Genomic DNA, 16,902 nt, shown 5'->3' with positions numbered 1-16,902 from the left:
AAATATGATTTTAGAAACGGCAATTCTTTATGTAAAAAAAGGAAAAGAAAAACAGTTTGAACATGATTTCAAAGTTGCAGGTCAATACATTAGTTCAATAGATGGCTATCTTGGACACAGCTTAAGAAAATGTATCGAACAAGAAAATAAATATTTACTACTGGTAGATTGGGAGAAACTAGAAGACCATACTATTGCTTTTAGACAATCTGAACAATATTTAGAATGGAAAAAGCTACTACATCATTATTATGATCCTTTCCCTATAGTGGAACATTATGAAGTCATTTTAGAAAAAATTAAATTAGTATAACTCAAAAATATTGATTGATTACTTTTGTAATCCTGTAAAAAATCAAAAATGAACATCAAACTCATCGCCATTGGCAAAACCGATAACAAAGCACTACAATCTTTAATTGACGATTACACGAAACGTTTGTCTTTTTACATCAAGTTTGATTTAGATATTATTCCGGATATCAAGAATGTAAAAAATTTATCGGAAAGCCAACAGAAAGAAAAAGAAGGGGAATTAATTTTGTCCAAAATTGCACCAACAGACCAACTTATTTTATTGGATGAAAATGGAAAAAACTTCTCTAGTGTGGGTTTTTCAGAGGAATTGCAAAAGAAAATGAATTCAGGTGTAAAAACATTAGTTTTTGTTATTGGAGGTCCTTACGGTTTTTCGGATACCGTTTATGCTTCTGCAAAAGGTAAAATCTCGCTTTCGTTAATGACTTTTTCACATCAAATGGTGCGCCTGTTTTTTATCGAACAATTATACCGTGGGTTTACGATTTTAAGAAATGAACCGTATCATCATCAGTAGTTTTTAGTTTCAAGTTTTCTTTGTTTAAAGTTTGAAGTTTAGTAGATGAATTCTTGGGGCACTTCTTTATTAAAAGTGTCTAATTCTTTTATCAAAATCTTAATTTGTAAATATTCTTCAAAACTCATGTTTTTATCGAAAACTAAAATAATTTTTGGATTTACTGCGTAATTAATACTATGTATATAATCTACAACTTCATTTGTTTTCATTATAAGATTATCAATTAAGATAGAATCTGATTGCTTTTTAAAATTCAATATTAAACCTCCATTCAAAGGCTTAGTTATTTTATAATACACATTAGTAAAAGGAATAAAAGCCATATTCTTACCAATGCTATCGGCGTAGGAATAATAATTTTCGGCTTTTTCATTTTTATGTGCTTTTTCTTTGCGCTTTTTGTCTTGTAGTTTAATAACCTCTGGAATCACGATTCGCAAAGGCAAACGCTTGTCTATATTCAGAATCCAATTGGTTGTGATAATACTGTTTTTTCTATTGACCTCGGCTAGAGTGTCTTTATCTTTAGTTCTAAAAAAGATATAAATAGGTGAATGATCTTGCACATCCTTTACGATCGTAACATTCGATTTCGGCAATAAGATATCCTCTTTGTTTCCACACGAAAGAAATAAAAACACAACAATCAGGCTTAAATATTTCATATTAAAAATTCAATTTTTCATATAATTTCACACACTCAACCGCCTCTTTTACGTCATGAACTCTCAATATATTTGCCCCTTTTGTCAGTCCAATTGTATTTAGAAAAGTGGTTCCATTTAAAGCTTCATTAGCAGTTGTTCCTAATACTTTATAAATCATAGATTTTCTAGAAATCCCTACCAATAATGGCAAATCTAACATTTGAAATAATTCCATTTTTTTCATCACCTCATAATTTTGCTCCAATGTTTTAGCAAAACCAAAACCTGGATCAATAATTAAATCATTAATTCCAAAACTTCTAGCTTTGGCAATTTTTTCAGAAAAATAAAAAAGCATTTCTTTGACAATATCATCATAACTTGTCATGGTTTGCATCGTTTTAGGTGTACCTCTCATTTGCATCATGATGTAAGGAACATTATACTCTGCTACAACTTCAAACATTTTTTCATCTAGGTTGCCTGCGGCAATATCATTAATAAGTGCCGCACCATTTTCTAGAGAAGCCTTTGCAACTCCAGCTCTAAAAGTATCAATAGAAAGTAACGTTTCCGGATACTGTTTTAAAATTAATTGAATGACAGGAACAATTCGGGCAATTTCCTCTTCTTCAGTAACAAACTCCGCATTAGGCTTACTAGAATAGGCGCCAATATCTATAAAAGTAGCCCCCTCATTTAGCATTTTCTTAACCTGAGAAAGTATTTCATTTTCATCATTGTACTTTCCTCCGTCAAAAAAAGAGTTAGGCGTTACATTTAAAATTCCCATCACTTTTGGATGCGCTAAATCAATCAGTTGCCCTTTACAATTTATTGTCATTACTTCTTTATTTAAAGTTTCTAGTTTAAAGTTTAATGATCTTGACCAATAAAACGGATGCATTCCTGCAACTTTAAACTTTAAACGCTAATTTTTTTTAAATTTTATCCCTATTTTTGAGAAAATTTTAGACAAATATACATCAATAATGAAGAATACTTCTCAAGAATATGATAACATAGTCGCAATTTGTCGATCACTATTTATCAATAAAATGAAAGATTATGGAAGTGCTTGGCGCATATTAAGACTGCCATCATTAACCGATCAAATTTTCATCAAAGCACAAAGAATTAGAAGTTTACAAGAAAATGAAATCCGTAAAGTCGACGAAGATGAAACCGGTGAATTCATAGGAATTATCAACTATTCGATAATGGCATTAATTCAATTAGAATTGGGCGTAGTCGACCAACCTGATTTGAATGTTGAAAAAGCTACCGAATTATATGATGCCCAAATTAAATTAACCAAAGAATTAATGGAAGCCAAAAATCATGACTACGGTGAAGCTTGGCGTGAAATGAGAGTAAGTTCTTTGACCGATTTAATTTTACAAAAATTACTTCGAGTAAAACAAATAGAAGATAATAAAGGGAAAACCATCGTATCTGAAGGAATTGATGCCAATTATCAAGATATGATTAACTATTCGATTTTTGCACTTATATTAATGAATTTTAAAGGAAAATAATGAAAAACTTAATTACTCAATTCTCTAGAATTTTCGTAGGATTACTATTTATTATTTCAGGATTAATAAAACTAAATGACCCTGTAGGTTTCTCTTATAAATTAGCCGAATATTTTAGTGAACCTGTATTTAACATGCCTTTTTTAGTGCCATTTGCATTAGGTTTGGCCTTGTTTCTAGTAATTGTAGAAGTGGTTTTGGGTGTCATGTTACTCATTGGATATAAATCTAAATTTACAATTTGGAGCTTACTTCTTATGATTGTTTTCTTTACCTTTTTAACTTTTTATTCTGCTTATTATGATGTGGTGAAGGATTGTGGTTGTTTTGGTGACGCCCTACACTTAACTCCATGGCAATCATTTACTAAGGATATTGTTTTATTGTTTTTTATCATAATTTTATTCGTCAACAAACGACTAGTCAAACCTTTATTTCAAAATAGCATACAAAACATTATTGCTTATGCAAGTATTCTTTTATGCATGCTGATGGCGGTTTGGGTACTAAATCACTTGCCTATTATTGATTTCCGACCTTACAAAGTAGGAAACAATATTGAAAAAGGAATGGAAATTCCGGAAGGTGCTCCAAAATCCGTTGTGCAAATGACTTTTATATACAAAGTGAATGGTGTTGACAAAGAATTCTCAGAAAATGATTTGATGAATCTGCCTGAAGGAGCTGAATTTGTTGATAGAAAAGACAAAGTCATCACTGAAGGTTACGTTCCTCCTATTCATGATTTTACGATGATGAAAGACGATTCAGACTATAAAGAAGAATTGTTACAAGAACCTAAATTATTGATGATTGTTACTTATGATTTAACTACAGCTGAAGAAGGTGGTATGGTAAAACTAGAAAAGTTAAATCAAGAAGCTACTGCTAAAGGATATAAAGTAATAGGGATGACGAACTCCTCTTTAGAAGAAATTGCTAAAGCAAAGAAAAAATACGGACTTCAATTTGACTTTTATACATGTGACGCTATAGCCTTAAAAACAATTGAAAGAGCAAATCCTAGTATTGTAATTCTTGAAAAAGGAACTATCAAACAAAAAGTGCATTATAATGATATTAAAGATTTAAAGTTGTAATAATATAGGTTTTACAAATTGCTATTAATTTGATTCTTTAAAAAAATAATTTATGAAAAATTTATTTAAAATTTTATTGCTAGTCTTAATGGTTGTATTTGTAGGATGTACCAATCAATTAGAATCAAATCGAAAATTATGTTTCACTCCTCCAAGTGCTTTTAATTTTGAAATTGTAAATAAAACTTCAGGAGAAAATCTATTCACAAATGGAACGTATCAATCCAATCAAATTACAATAATTGACTTATCAAACAATAGCAAAGTGCCTTTTACTTTTATTGCGGAAAACGGACAAAACATCATCAGTATCCATACTATTGGTTGGAAAACAGAAAAAATAAATTATTCTATTACTATACAAGAAAAAGCACTTTTTAGTTTATATGTAGATGCATCCAGAATAAGTGATGGTTGTAGTTACACCGAATTTAATGAAGTTGCCATAAAGAATTCTGATTTTGAATTCAATCAAAATACAGGAATTTATAAAATTTTTGTTCCGTAACTAATTCTGAAAAAAAACGAATAAGCCACGTATGAACTCAAATCATCGTGGCTTTTTTCAATCGTTTTGTATCTATTTTGTTATTTTTACTAACTATATCGATATTGTTTTTGTAATATCAAATTCTATTTTCAAAAAATGATATTCTATATATTACTTTCCAATTGTTTGTTTAACTTTACTAAAATTTTTATTTAATGAAAAAAATACTGGCTCTATTCGTTGCATTCGCTACATTTTCATGTTCAAATGCACAAAAAACGGAATTTACAAAAGAAGCATTATCTGAAACATTATTAACTCCAGAAGGAACCCAAGTAGCTTTTCAAGATATAATCAAAAAAGCGGAAGGAAAAACGGTAGTTATTGAAATTTGGGCTTCCTGGTGTGGTGACTGTGTAAAAGCAATGCCAAAAATAAAAGAATTACAAGCCAAAAATCCTGATGTAGCCTACGTATTCATTTCAATGGACAAAACAGCTGATAAATGGATCGCAGGAATTGAAAAACATGAACTTAAAGGGGATCATTATATGGCAAATGATCAAATGAAAGGTGTTTTTGGAAAAGCTATTGATTTAGATTGGATTCCAAGATATATTATCCTTGACAAAACAGGAAAAATAGTTTTATACAGAGCAATTGAAACTGATTTTGATAAAATCAATGCCACATTAGCTAAATTAAAATAAACGTTACACAATAAAGAACTAAAAACAAATATTGAAATATAATACAAACTAAAATGAGAAAAAAGATAGTTGCAGGAAACTGGAAAATGCATAAAAATGCAGAGCAAACAGAAGATTTATTGAATGAATTAATTGCTAAAATACCTACTGATACAGATGCTAAAGTTATTGTAGCTCCTACATTCGTAAACCTAGCTTCAGCAGTTGATCATTTACAGTTTACTAATATCGACGTTGCTGCACAAAATGTACATCAAGCAGAAAGTGGCGCTTTTACAGGTGAAATTTCAGCAGATATGTTAAAAAGTGTTGGTGTAGATATCGTTATACTTGGACACTCTGAGCGTAGAGCTATTTTCAATGAAACGGATGCTTTAATTGCAAGTAAAGTAAATACTGCTTTGGAGCATGACATGATGGTTATTTTCTGTTTTGGAGAAGAATTGAAAGATCGTCAATCTCAAAACCATTTCAACATTGTTGAAAACCAACTAAGAGATGGATTGTTCCAAATCGAAGCAAAAGATTGGGAACATGTTGTTTTAGCTTATGAGCCAGTATGGGCAATAGGAACTGGAGAAACTGCTTCACCAGAACAAGCACAAGAAATGCATGAATTCATCAGAGAAACGGTTCGCAAAGCTTTCGGAAGTGATATTGCTGAAGATGTTTCAATCCTTTATGGAGGTAGCGTTAAACCAGAAAATGCAAAAGAAATTTTCTCTAAACCAGATGTAGACGGTGGTCTTATTGGTGGTGCTGCATTAAAAGCTGATGATTTTGTTGCAATTGTAAATGCAATCTAAAATAAAATTAACATATTAAAAAAGCGGTAAAATGTATTTTACCGCTTTTTTTATTTTTATATAATTCCATAAAAAGAGAAATACTACCTTTGCAAAAAAATTAAACATGTCAAATATTTATATAGGATACCATTTTACAATTGAACCAAAAGAATTGGGTTCAGAAATATTAATTGCAGAGTTAGGTGAAACTGCTTTTGAAAGTTTTACTGAAACTGAATCTGGTATATCCGCTTTTGTACAAAAAGATTTATGGGATGAAATGATTCTGGAGAACATCAATATTTTAAAATCGGAAGAATTTGAAATTGATTACACTTTTGAAGAAATAGATCAAGTGAACTGGAACGAGGAATGGGAAAAGAATTTTGAACCTATCGATGTAGAAGGAAACTGTCATGTACGTGCACCTTTTCACCCAAAAACGGATGCTGAATTTGATATCTTAATTGAACCAAAAATGAGTTTTGGTACAGGTCATCATGAAACTACACATATGATGATTCAACATTTATTAGAAATTGACGTTACTGGTATGAAAACCCTAGATATGGGATGTGGAACTGCTATTTTAGCTATTCTTGCTGAAATGAAAGGAGCTCAACCAATTGATGCAATAGATATCGATAACTGGTGTTACTTGAATTCTATTGAAAATGCAGAGCGTAACCACTGCAAACACATTACAGTTTATGAAGGTGAAGCTTCTTTATTGGAAGGTAAAAAATATGATTTAATAATTGCCAATATCAATCGAAATATTTTGTTGAACGATATGCAAGCATACGTAGATTGTCTAAATCCAAAAGGAACCCTTCTTTTAAGCGGTTTTTACATGGAAGACATCCCTTTTATAGATGCTTCATGTATAGAAAAAGGGTTAACTTATGTTAAAAAATTTGAAAGAAATAACTGGGTTTCATTAAAATACGTAAATTAGTATCTGTTTTATTAATAACGAAAGTACAAAAACCTACAAAATGAGTACTAAAGAAAAAATAAGAGAAAAAGTAAGTCGAAAAGAAGCACCTACATTAAACAACGAAATTATCGTGTATAATGATGATGTAAATACTTTTGACCATGTAATCGACACTCTAATGCGTGTTTGTGAACATACACCTGAACAAGCGGAACAATGCTCTTTAATTGTACATTATAATGGGAAATGTACTGTGAAAACAGGACCTATTGATAAATTGAAACCACAATGTACACAATTACTAGAAGCAGGATTAAGTGCTGAAATTGTTTGATTTCAAACAATAAGGCAATTAAATAGCTTTTTATTTAACGATAATTCATTAAACGTTCTATTTTATTCTATATTTGAATAAAATAGAACGTTTTTTTTATGGAAGAATATGGTAAAATATTAATAATTGCGATGCCTCTTTTTTTGGTACTAATTATTATTGAAAAAATGTATGATTTATACAAAGGGGAGAATCATGTTCCATTAATGGACAGTGTTTCCAGTATTAGTTCCGGAATTACAAACGCAGTTAAAGATGTATTAGGACTTAGTATTACTTTTATTTCTTATGAATGGATCGTTTCAAAAATAGCTATTTATCATATTGAAAATACTATTGCAACCTATTTAGTAGCTTTTATTGTCATCGATTTTTATGGATACTGGACACATCGATTGTCACATCAAGTAAATTTTTTCTGGAATAAACATACTATACATCATAGTAGTGAGGAGTTTAACCTAGCTTGTGCTTTACGTCAAACGGTTTCCAGTTTTATTAATCTATTTACTTTTATACTTATTCCAGCAGCACTTCTGGGCGTTCCTGCTAAAGTAATTGCAATAACACTACCTATTCAACTATTTTTACAATTTTGGTACCACACAAAACATATTAAAAAAATGGGGTTTTTAGAGCATGTCCTTGTAACTCCATCACATCATCGAGTTCATCACGCTATAAATCCAGAATATCTTGATAAAAATCATTCACAAATTTTTATTATTTGGGACAAATGGTTTGGTACTTTTCAAGAAGAATTAGACGAAGTACCACCCGTTTTTGGAATAACTAGACCAGCCGGAACTTGGAACCCTATTCGAATAAATTATCAACATTTAGGACTATTAATTATGGATGCTTGGCGTACCGAAAGCTGGAAAGACAAATTGACAATTTGGTTTAAACCCACTGGCTGGCGACCAGAGCATTTTGAAGAAAAATATCCAGTAAAAAAAATAACGGATGTTTATAATTTTGAAAAATATGGAACTGAAAATTCAACCAAATTAATAACGTGGTCTATTATTCAAGCACTTATTACGTTACTTCTGGTCAGTTATTTGTTCAATAATATAGCAAAAATTGGATTGCCTAATATCTTCATTTATGGATTTTTTATTTTTATAACTATTTTCAGTTATACGGAATTAATGGATAAAAATAGATTTTCAATCTATTGGGAAACCTTCCGATTGTTATTTGGTCTTGGGATTTTAATTTACTTTGGAGATTGGTTTGGACTAAATTCTATTTTACCTATGGGTAATTATATTATAATTACTTACCTCCTATTTTCATTGGGAATAGCAATTTATTTTACGCTATTTGATTTCAAAATAAAAAGTGCTGTATCTGTTAACTTATAAACTCATAACATGAAAAATAATAAATTATTAATTGGATATTTGGGTTTAAGTATTGTTTATTTACTCCTTTTCCTTGTTGATCAAGAATCAATTGCTTGGTTTATGAAACCCCTTTTGCTTCCGTTTCTTATTTTAGGAGTTTATTTTAGTGGAGCGTTTTCTTCTAAAAAATACCTTTTAGCAGCATTAACTTTTTCATGGTTTGGAGACATCATTCTCCTTTTTGCAGATCGTGACGAACTATTTTTCATAGTAGGATTAATTGCTTTTTTAATCTCACATATTATCTATATATTACTATTTAATAAACAATTAATATATAAAAACAGAAAAAACAAAGCGGTATTCTGGATTGGAGTTACTACAATTATAATGTACTTAATCATTATGATTTCTATTCTACTACCCAATCTAGGTGATTTAACAATACCTGTATTTATGTATGCTCTAGTTATTTCTACCATGCTTTTATTTGCCTTTAAAGGTTTTTTGAACTGGGAAGAACCAGGCAACTGGTACATTTTGATTGGTGCAATCGCTTTTGTAACTTCAGATAGTATTTTGGCGTTCAATAAGTTTTATACCCCTGTTGTAATGAGTTCATTTTTCATTATGATAACCTATCTAATTGCTCAATATTTGATTGTAGTGGGAATTTTAAAATTAAATAAAAAAAATAGCATTCCCTTTTTATAGAAAATGCTATCAATAATGCAATTATAATAAATGTTAATGAGGTAATTTATCTTTAAAAACTCCATACAAATAGGTTCCAAATAAAGCGCCAAAAAGCACAATAAGAATACTCCAAAAACCAGCTCCTAATAATATATAAATAGGTCCTGGACAAGCACCAACTAATGCCCAACCCAATCCAAATAAAATACCACCAACCCAGTAGCGGATTGATCCCGGTTCTTTATCTACAATTTCAATTGGCCTCCCTTTTATGTCTTTAATGCTTTTCCTTTTTATAATTTGGATCCCAATAACACCCGTACCAATTGCGACCATAATGATTCCGTACATATGGAAAGATTGAAACTGAAACATTTCATAAATTCGGTACCAAGAAACGGCTTCCGACTTTGTTAATACAATTCCGAATACAAAACCAACTAATAAATATTTTAATACTTTCATTTTCTAAAAAATTAATGGGAATAAAAAATAAGCCATAATCAAACCACCAACAAAAAAACCAATAACTGCTTTTAAAGAAGGAATTTGCAAATTACTCAATCCCGAAATAGCATGCCCAGAGGTACATCCACCGGCATATCTAGTACCAAAACCAATAAGTAGACCACCAATAAGAAGAATCAGGATACTTTTGGGTGATTGAAAAACTTGAGGGCCAAAGAGTGAATCAGGAACTAACTTCCCATTTGGAGCATCAATTCCTAGTTGAGCTAATTGCTCAATAGTCTTTGGGTTAATTGAAACATTTGATGGATCACTCATGAAATTTACTGCTACAAAACCACCTAACATAGCACCTAAAACTACAACTAAATTCCATCGCTGTGATTTCCAGTCAAAGTCAAAAAAAGCAGTACGCTTCCCTGCCCCTAATATCGTACACATTGACCGAAGATTAGATGACATTCCGAACGATTTACCAAAATAAGTTAAACATAGCATGATCAATCCAATTAAAAAACCAGATATATACCAAGGCCAAGTTTGAAAAAAGATACCCATAATTAATTCTATTTTGATGCAAAAGTAAGGATTCTAATATTTACAATTCTAAGAATTTCATCACAAATATTTATTGTAGTAGTAATCCCCTATATAGTTCTCAGTATATTTGTACTACAATAAATTTAAAAGAATCTAATTTCATCACAATCATGAAAAAAGTCCTGCTTTATTTTGCATTAGTATCATTTGCCATTTCATGTGTAAGTACTAAGTCAACTTTGAAAAACGTTGATGATACTGCCCCAATTCCAAAATTAACCTCTGATAATACTTTTGTAATTACCGAGTATAGTAAAGACAAAAAATACGGATATGATAAAGATTATCCGATCAATGTATTTTATTACAGCACACGAAATGAAACAATTAATCAAGAGCGATTTTTAAATGCCTTGACTGGACCAAAAGGGGAAAAAATAAGCTTTAGTAAATTAGAAAGTTGTTGTCCGTTTCCAACAAAAAGAAGCGAAATGGGTGCAGGATTTCTTGATGTATATGAAGTAAAATGGGATGGTTTAAAAAAACCTATTCTATTGTATATGAACATTTATGAAAAAGGAATTTTGAAAGTTCCAGTTGGCTTTGGATTGAAGAAAAATAATCAATAAACAACTCCCCTAGCCCTGATAGAAGCGGTATCCTTCTTGTTTTTCCTTTAAAAACAAGAAGATACAAGCGTATAGCAGGAAATAGCTCCAAAACATACTATTATTCTCTATAAAAAATGTTAATAAGTAAAGACTAAATCGTAAATCATAACTACCTTTGCACTTTAAAAAATCATACTCAAATGAACATACAACATATCCCACAAATTAAACATACTGACAGCGGAAATTTCTTTTTATTAGCTGGTCCTTGTGCCATTGAAGGCGAAGAAATGGCGATGAGAATTGCTGAAAAACTGATTGGTATCACTGATAAATTACAAATTCCTTATGTTTTTAAAGGATCTTTTAAGAAAGCAAATCGCTCTAGAATTGATAGTTTTTCAGGAATTGGTGATGAAAAAGCATTGAAAATATTAAGAAAAGTTTCGGAAACTTTTGGAGTTCCAACTGTGACTGATATTCATACAAATGAGGATGCGGCAATGGCAGCTCAGTATGTAGATATTTTACAAATCCCAGCTTTTTTAGTACGTCAGACGGATTTAGTTGTGGCTGCTGCCAATACTGGTAAAGTAGTCAACTTGAAAAAAGGACAATTCATGAGTCCAGAAAGCATGAAACATGCAGTACAAAAAGTATTGGATTGCAACAATGAGAACGTAATGGTTACAGATCGTGGAACTATGTTTGGCTACCAAGACATGATTGTTGATTTTAGAGGAATTCCTACTATGCAACATTATGCTTCAACAGTACTAGATGTAACACATTCTTTACAACAACCCAATCAAACTGCTGGTGTAACTGGTGGAAGACCAGACATGATTGAAACAATTGCCAAAGCAGGAATTGCTGTAGGTGTAGATGGTATTTTTATTGAAACTCATTTTGATCCAGCAAATGCAAAAAGTGATGGTGCTAACATGTTACATTTAGATTATTTTGAAGCTTTAATGACCAAGTTAGTCGCTATTAGACAAACGGTTAATAAATTTTAATTTTTATAATACACGCATTGAAAAAGATATTTTTATATACAGCATTCTTAGCTTTATGCATTTGTAATATAGCAAACGCTCAAGAAGAAATTAAAATACAAGATAAATATACTGCTCACAACAAAGGAAAATTCTTTGTGTCATGGGGAGGAAATAGAGAGAGCTACACCACATCGGATGTGAATTTTCGTGGTAAAGATTACAATTTTACTTTGGATAACATGACTGCACATGACAAACCAAAAGGATGGCATGTGGATTATATTAATCCTGCAAGAATGACTATTCCTCAAACAAATTTCAGAATGGGGTATTTCATTAATGACCATTATAGCATTGCTCTTGGTGTGGACCACATGAAGTATGTTATGACACAAGATCAAACCGTAAATGTGACTGGAACAATCGCAACTGGATCAGAGTTTGATGGGACGTACAACAATACTCCAACAGTAATGACTGAAAAATTCTTGATGTATGAACATACAGATGGTTTGAATTATGTGAACACTGAATTTTCAAGACATGATGATATTTCATCATTATTTAAAATAGGGAATACTGATAAAATCCAAGTAAATTTAACTGAAGGTGTTGGTGTAGGTTTATTATATCCCAAAACGAATACAACACTATTAGGTAAAGAACGCCACGATGATTTTCATGTTTCAGGGTATGGAACTTCATTGAAAGCAGGTTTAAATGTCACTTTTTTCAAACATTTTTATGTTCAGGGAGAATTAAAAGGTGGTTATATAAATATGCAAGATATTCGTACAACACAAAGTGCCGAAGATCGTGCTTCACAAGACTTTTTCTTTTTTCAAAGACTAATTGCTTTTGGAGGGATTTTTAAAATATAATTAAAGTTGTTTAGCTTAAAAAAAGGAGATTGTTAATTCTAACAATCTCCTTTTTTATTTTAAATCTATAGGTATTTATACTCTAAAATAAGCAAAAACCCTTATTTTATAATAGTTTTGGCTCATAAATTGGGTGCTATTTAATTTATAATTGTTACTTTAGTAATATTAAAAGATGGTTTTAGTTTTAATTTATAAAATTCTGTAAAATAAAAAATTAAACAAAATGATACGAGCTGAAGGAAAAGCGGTAAATCATGACCCAGAAACATTCAAAAATTTTGAGATTTTTTTCGATACGTCTCCTGATTTATTATGTGTTGCTGGTTATGATGGTTTTTTTAAGAGGATAAACCCTGCCGTTTCTAAATTACTAGGATATACTGAAGAAGAATTAATGTCAAGGCCTATTAATGATTTTGTATACACTGATGACAAAAACAGTACTGAATCAGCTCGAAATGAGCTAAAAAAGAAAATTCCATTATTCAATTTCGAAAACAGGTATTTAACTAAAAATGGGACAATCGTTTGGTTGTTATGGACGTCTTTACCTATAGACCATGATCAATTAGTTTATGCAATAGCAAAAAACATAACTTACAAAAAAGAAATTGAACATGAACGAAACATCCATATTGCAGAACTAACAAAAATCAATGAAGATTACAAACAGCTTACTTATACCTCTGCGCATGATTTAAGATCACCTGTAAATAATTTACTTTCCGTTTTTGAACTTTTGGATACTTCACAAATAACAGATTCCGAAACACTTGAATTAATTTCAATACTAAAAACAACATCCGAAGGGTTAAAAAATACCTTAAATGATTATGTTAAAATTTTGGACAAAAAAAATGATCTCATTGCCAAAATTGAAAAAATAAATTTAAACGACTCTTTACAAGAAGTACTGCTTTCCATTAATTCATTAATTCAAAATTCATTGACAATAATAAATATTGATTTTTCAAATTTTGAAGCAGTTAATTTTAATAAGGCCTATTTAAAAAGCATTTTTTTAAACTTAATTACCAACTCTATAAAATATGGTAAAAGAGATAAATCACCAGTTATTACTATCTCTTCTAATTTAGATAATGGAGTAAAACAATTGATTATTACAGATAATGGAATAGGTTTTGACATGGATAAAGTAAAAGATAAGATTTTTGGCTTGCACCAAAAATTTCACACAAATCTTGACAGTAATGGTATTGGATTATATTTAGTTTACAACCATATAACAAGTCTAGGTGGTCATATCGCTTTAGAAAGTAAAATAGATGAAGGAGCCAAATTTATTATAACTTTTCCTGATTAATAGCAGTATATTGTACTATTCTTAGTAATTATAAAAACGGAATTGTGTAAAAAAAGAAACTCTAACTTTAAAATTCAAGTGTTTTTATGATACCAATTTCTAAAATACTAAATACAGAATCTATCCGTTGGAAATTTTCTACAACCAAGATATTACAATCCGTTGTACTCGTTTGTGTTATTCTTTATTTTGGTAAAACACTTTTCATTCCTCTTAGTTTTTCATTATTGATTAGTTTCATTCTTTATCCCGTTTGTAAATGGATGGAACAAAAGGGAATGAGTCAAACGATTGCTATCCTGATCGCGATTTTTATGGTACTCTTTATAAGCAGTGGCATTTTATACCTGCTTTTTTTACAAATAAGTGAATTTTTAACCGAATGGGAGCCGTTTAAAATAAAGTTACTAGAAGCTTTAAGTCAAGTTAGTGTTTACACCACTGAACATTTTGGCATCACTGCAAAAGAACAGACTTCTTTTTTTAAAAACGCAATAAATAATTCTGGATCAGAAACTTTTTCAGCATTCAAAACTATTTTTTATTCCTTATCAGGATATGCTTTTTTTCTTTTAATAATACCCGTTTTTTCAGCCCTTATTCTATATCATCGTAGCATGTTAGCTGAAGTATTATATCAAATTTTTCCATCTGACAAAAAAGAAACTGTTCATGAAGTCCTAGTTGAAACCATCAGTACTTACTATAATTTTATAAAAGGAATGGCATTAGTTTATCTCATCGTTGGGTTTTTAAACAGTATTGGGCTTGCAATTATTGGAATCCCTCACCCTTTCGTGTTTGGTTTCATAGCCTCCATCCTTACTTTTATTCCCTATATCGGCATAATGATTTCGTCACTATTACCAATAGCGATATCATGGATTACCTTTAACTCTATTTGGTATCCATTAGGTGTTATTCTTGTTTTTTCGATAGTTCAAATTTTGGAAGCCTATGTAATATTCCCTTTTGCCGTAGGCAGCCGTTTAAAAATAAATACACTTGTTATCATTATAATGATTACAGCTGGTGGTATTTTATGGGGCGCTGCTGGAATGATTTTGTTTATTCCGTTCATCAGTATCATAAAACTAATTGCTGAACGTACTGAGAGCCTAAAAACTCTCTCTCTTTTATTAGGTGATGGCATTCACAAAAAAGAAAAAACTTAATTTATTTTAAAACATAAAAAAACCACAAGAATCAACTTGTGGCATTTAGTATTATAACTTAAAACTATTCTACAATTCCATTTTGATCTACTAAATAAATCAAAGAAGCCATTGTTGCTGCTCCCAGTTCTAATTCTCTTTTATCAACTGCATCAAATTTATCATTTGCTGCATGATGGTAATCAAAATAACGTTGTGAGTCTGGTTTTAAACCTGCTTTTACTATTTTTTTAGAAGTTAATGGACCAATGTCAGATCCACTATGTCCTTCTACAAAACTATGAATTAAGTATGGTTCGAATAAAGTAGTGAAACTGGCGATTTTTTTAAAATTTACGGCATCACATTCTAATGAAAAACCTCTTGGACTAAACCCACCTGAATCACTTTCTAAAGCAAATATGTGGTTTTCTTTGTTTTTTTGAGCTAATTCTTCATATTTATTTCCTCCTCGTAAACCATTTTCTTCATTCATGAAAAGAACAACACGCATTGTATTTTTTGGTTTATATCCTAGATTTTTAAAAATATTCATCACTTCCATACTTTGCACTACTCCTGCTCCATCATCATGTGAACCGTCAGCTAAATCCCAAGAATCTAAATGACCTCCAACAACCATAATGTTTTCTGGATGCTCCGTACCTGTAATTTCTCCTACTACATTATACGACAAAACATCATCATACTGCTTACAAGATTGTTTAAAGTGAAATTGTAGTTTTGGGTTATTCTTCAGTGTTTTGCTTAATAATTCAGCTCCATTTGTACTTATTGCAGCGGTTGGAATGTATTGCGCTTTTGGAATGTCACCATAACTCTGAGCTCCTGTATGTGGAAAATCATCTAATCTCAAATTCATGGAGCGTACGATGGTCCCAACAGCACCAAAATTTGAAGCCTCTTTAGCTCCCGCGTACCTTTGATCTACAGCACCAGAATACGCATGAAACGATTCGATTTGTTCGTTATCCATCGGTCTGTTGAAAAATACAATTTTGCCCTTTATTTTTTCTGTTCCCAATGTTTTTAATTCTTCCAAAGAATGTACTTCAATCACTTCTGCAGTTAGTCCATTTGAAGCAGTAGCTATAGAACCACCCAAAGCACAAATAGGCACCGTAGTTTTTGTTTTATTATCTAAAATATAAGCGGTTTCTTTTTCGCCTCTTACCCATTTAGGAACCATTACTTCTTGCAAATAGACTTTGTCAAAACCCATTTTTTCCATTTCCCTTTTAGTATACAAAACTGCTTTCTCTGCATTTGCAGATCCTGATAAACGGGAACCAATTGAGTTAGACAAATGATCCAACCAAGAATAACATTTAGAATTTGTTAATGCTGATTTGTAAATTTCTTTTAGAACTTGTTCATCCGTTTTTTGAGCATATAGAGCCGAACTTCCAATTAATAATAGCGCTAATAAAGTTGTTTTTTTCATAAATAGTTAAGTTAATTTCAAA

At 30.8% G+C, this 16,902-nt stretch carries 21 protein-coding genes; 16 read left to right on the top strand and 5 right to left on the bottom strand.

Translation table 11 applies throughout. The annotated features are described in order from the left end of the window. Positions 1-4: 4 nt before the first annotated feature. Complete coding sequence (locus AB3G36_RS11280) at positions 5-313, top strand: antibiotic biosynthesis monooxygenase (protein WP_367752787.1); 309 nt, start codon at positions 5-7, stop codon at positions 311-313. A 48-nt stretch (positions 314-361) separates the two neighbouring features. Continuing rightward, the gene (rlmH, locus tag AB3G36_RS11275) at positions 362-835 is read left to right on the top strand and encodes a 23S rRNA (pseudouridine(1915)-N(3))-methyltransferase RlmH (protein WP_367752785.1); all 474 of its coding nucleotides are present in this window, start codon (positions 362-364) and stop codon (positions 833-835) included. Positions 836-873: 38 nt separating this feature from the next. Here rlmH and AB3G36_RS11270 read toward each other — a convergent pair whose 3' ends face one another. Beyond that, positions 874-1,503 carry a hypothetical protein gene (locus AB3G36_RS11270; RefSeq protein WP_367752783.1) on the bottom strand — a complete coding sequence of 210 codons (630 nt, stop codon included), beginning with the start codon at positions 1,501-1,503 and terminating at the stop codon, positions 874-876. Position 1,504: 1 nt separating this feature from the next. After that, the gene (gene folP / locus AB3G36_RS11265) at positions 1,505-2,329 is read right to left on the bottom strand and encodes a dihydropteroate synthase (RefSeq protein ID WP_367752781.1); all 825 of its coding nucleotides are present in this window, start codon (positions 2,327-2,329) and stop codon (positions 1,505-1,507) included. Between the two features lie 148 nt (positions 2,330-2,477). Between folP and AB3G36_RS11260 the strand changes: the two genes are divergently transcribed. From AB3G36_RS11260 to AB3G36_RS11220, 9 genes are all read left to right on the top strand, one after another. Further along, positions 2,478-3,023: a DUF1599 domain-containing protein gene (locus AB3G36_RS11260; protein WP_367752779.1), complete on the top strand. Its 546-nt coding sequence runs from the start codon at positions 2,478-2,480 to the stop codon at positions 3,021-3,023. Further along, on the top strand, positions 3,023-4,123 hold the full coding sequence (locus AB3G36_RS11255) for a BT_3928 family protein (RefSeq protein ID WP_367752777.1): 1,101 nt from the start codon (positions 3,023-3,025) through the stop codon (positions 4,121-4,123). Before AB3G36_RS11260 ends, AB3G36_RS11255 begins: the two co-directional genes overlap by 1 nt. 52 nt (positions 4,124-4,175) lie before the next feature. Next, positions 4,176-4,631, top strand: a complete 456-nt coding sequence (locus tag AB3G36_RS11250) for a hypothetical protein (RefSeq protein WP_367752775.1) — start codon at positions 4,176-4,178, stop codon at positions 4,629-4,631. A gap of 197 nt (positions 4,632-4,828) precedes the next feature. Further along, positions 4,829-5,323, top strand: coding sequence for a TlpA family protein disulfide reductase (locus AB3G36_RS11245; protein WP_367752773.1), 495 nt, complete (start codon positions 4,829-4,831; stop codon positions 5,321-5,323). 53 nt (positions 5,324-5,376) lie between these two features. Then, positions 5,377-6,129 carry a triose-phosphate isomerase gene (tpiA, locus tag AB3G36_RS11240; protein ID WP_367752771.1) on the top strand — a complete coding sequence of 251 codons (753 nt, stop codon included), beginning with the start codon at positions 5,377-5,379 and terminating at the stop codon, positions 6,127-6,129. A 106-nt stretch (positions 6,130-6,235) separates the two neighbouring features. After that, positions 6,236-7,069 (top strand): 50S ribosomal protein L11 methyltransferase, encoded by an 834-nt coding sequence (prmA, locus tag AB3G36_RS11235; protein ID WP_367752769.1) that lies wholly within the window; start codon positions 6,236-6,238, stop codon positions 7,067-7,069. Positions 7,070-7,109: 40 nt separating this feature from the next. After that, on the top strand, positions 7,110-7,385 hold the full coding sequence (locus tag AB3G36_RS11230) for an ATP-dependent Clp protease adaptor ClpS (RefSeq protein WP_367752767.1): 276 nt from the start codon (positions 7,110-7,112) through the stop codon (positions 7,383-7,385). 98 nt (positions 7,386-7,483) lie between these two features. Continuing rightward, positions 7,484-8,755, top strand: coding sequence for a sterol desaturase family protein (locus AB3G36_RS11225; protein ID WP_367752765.1), 1,272 nt, complete (start codon positions 7,484-7,486; stop codon positions 8,753-8,755). Positions 8,756-8,764: 9 nt separating this feature from the next. Beyond that, the gene (locus tag AB3G36_RS11220) at positions 8,765-9,451 is read left to right on the top strand and encodes a lysoplasmalogenase (protein WP_367752763.1); all 687 of its coding nucleotides are present in this window, start codon (positions 8,765-8,767) and stop codon (positions 9,449-9,451) included. A gap of 33 nt (positions 9,452-9,484) precedes the next feature. On the opposite strand, the gene AB3G36_RS11215 is transcribed toward AB3G36_RS11220, so the two are convergent. Both AB3G36_RS11215 and AB3G36_RS11210 read right to left on the bottom strand, forming a co-directional pair. Then, on the bottom strand, positions 9,485-9,898 hold the full coding sequence (locus AB3G36_RS11215; RefSeq protein ID WP_367752761.1) for a DUF6691 family protein: 414 nt from the start codon (positions 9,896-9,898) through the stop codon (positions 9,485-9,487). Between the two features lie 3 nt (positions 9,899-9,901). Further along, positions 9,902-10,459 carry a YeeE/YedE family protein gene (locus AB3G36_RS11210; RefSeq protein WP_367752759.1) on the bottom strand — a complete coding sequence of 186 codons (558 nt, stop codon included), beginning with the start codon at positions 10,457-10,459 and terminating at the stop codon, positions 9,902-9,904. A 152-nt stretch (positions 10,460-10,611) separates the two neighbouring features. Between AB3G36_RS11210 and AB3G36_RS11205 the strand changes: the two genes are divergently transcribed. From AB3G36_RS11205 to AB3G36_RS11185, 5 genes are all read left to right on the top strand, one after another. Next, on the top strand, positions 10,612-11,070 hold the full coding sequence (locus AB3G36_RS11205; RefSeq protein WP_367752757.1) for a 2-dehydro-3-deoxyphosphooctonate aldolase: 459 nt from the start codon (positions 10,612-10,614) through the stop codon (positions 11,068-11,070). 182 nt (positions 11,071-11,252) lie between these two features. Continuing rightward, entirely contained in the window at positions 11,253-12,071 is an 819-nt protein-coding gene (gene kdsA / locus AB3G36_RS11200; RefSeq protein ID WP_367752755.1) for a 3-deoxy-8-phosphooctulonate synthase, read from the top strand. 17 nt (positions 12,072-12,088) lie between these two features. Beyond that, positions 12,089-12,934, top strand: a complete 846-nt coding sequence (locus tag AB3G36_RS11195) for a hypothetical protein (protein WP_367752753.1) — start codon at positions 12,089-12,091, stop codon at positions 12,932-12,934. A 226-nt stretch (positions 12,935-13,160) separates the two neighbouring features. Further along, positions 13,161-14,261: a PAS domain S-box protein gene (locus AB3G36_RS11190; RefSeq protein ID WP_367752751.1), complete on the top strand. Its 1,101-nt coding sequence runs from the start codon at positions 13,161-13,163 to the stop codon at positions 14,259-14,261. An 86-nt stretch (positions 14,262-14,347) separates the two neighbouring features. Further along, entirely contained in the window at positions 14,348-15,436 is a 1,089-nt protein-coding gene (locus AB3G36_RS11185) for an AI-2E family transporter (RefSeq protein WP_367752749.1), read from the top strand. 64 nt (positions 15,437-15,500) lie between these two features. Here AB3G36_RS11185 and AB3G36_RS11180 read toward each other — a convergent pair whose 3' ends face one another. Continuing rightward, positions 15,501-16,880: a M28 family peptidase gene (locus tag AB3G36_RS11180; protein WP_367752747.1), complete on the bottom strand. Its 1,380-nt coding sequence runs from the start codon at positions 16,878-16,880 to the stop codon at positions 15,501-15,503. Positions 16,881-16,902 lie beyond the last annotated feature (22 nt).

This window comes from Flavobacterium sp. WC2430, assembly GCF_040822075.1.
Taxonomy (GTDB): domain Bacteria; phylum Bacteroidota; class Bacteroidia; order Flavobacteriales; family Flavobacteriaceae; genus Flavobacterium.
Note: the sequence above shows the minus strand (reverse complement) of the source record. Positions and strands in the feature narration are given on the sequence as shown.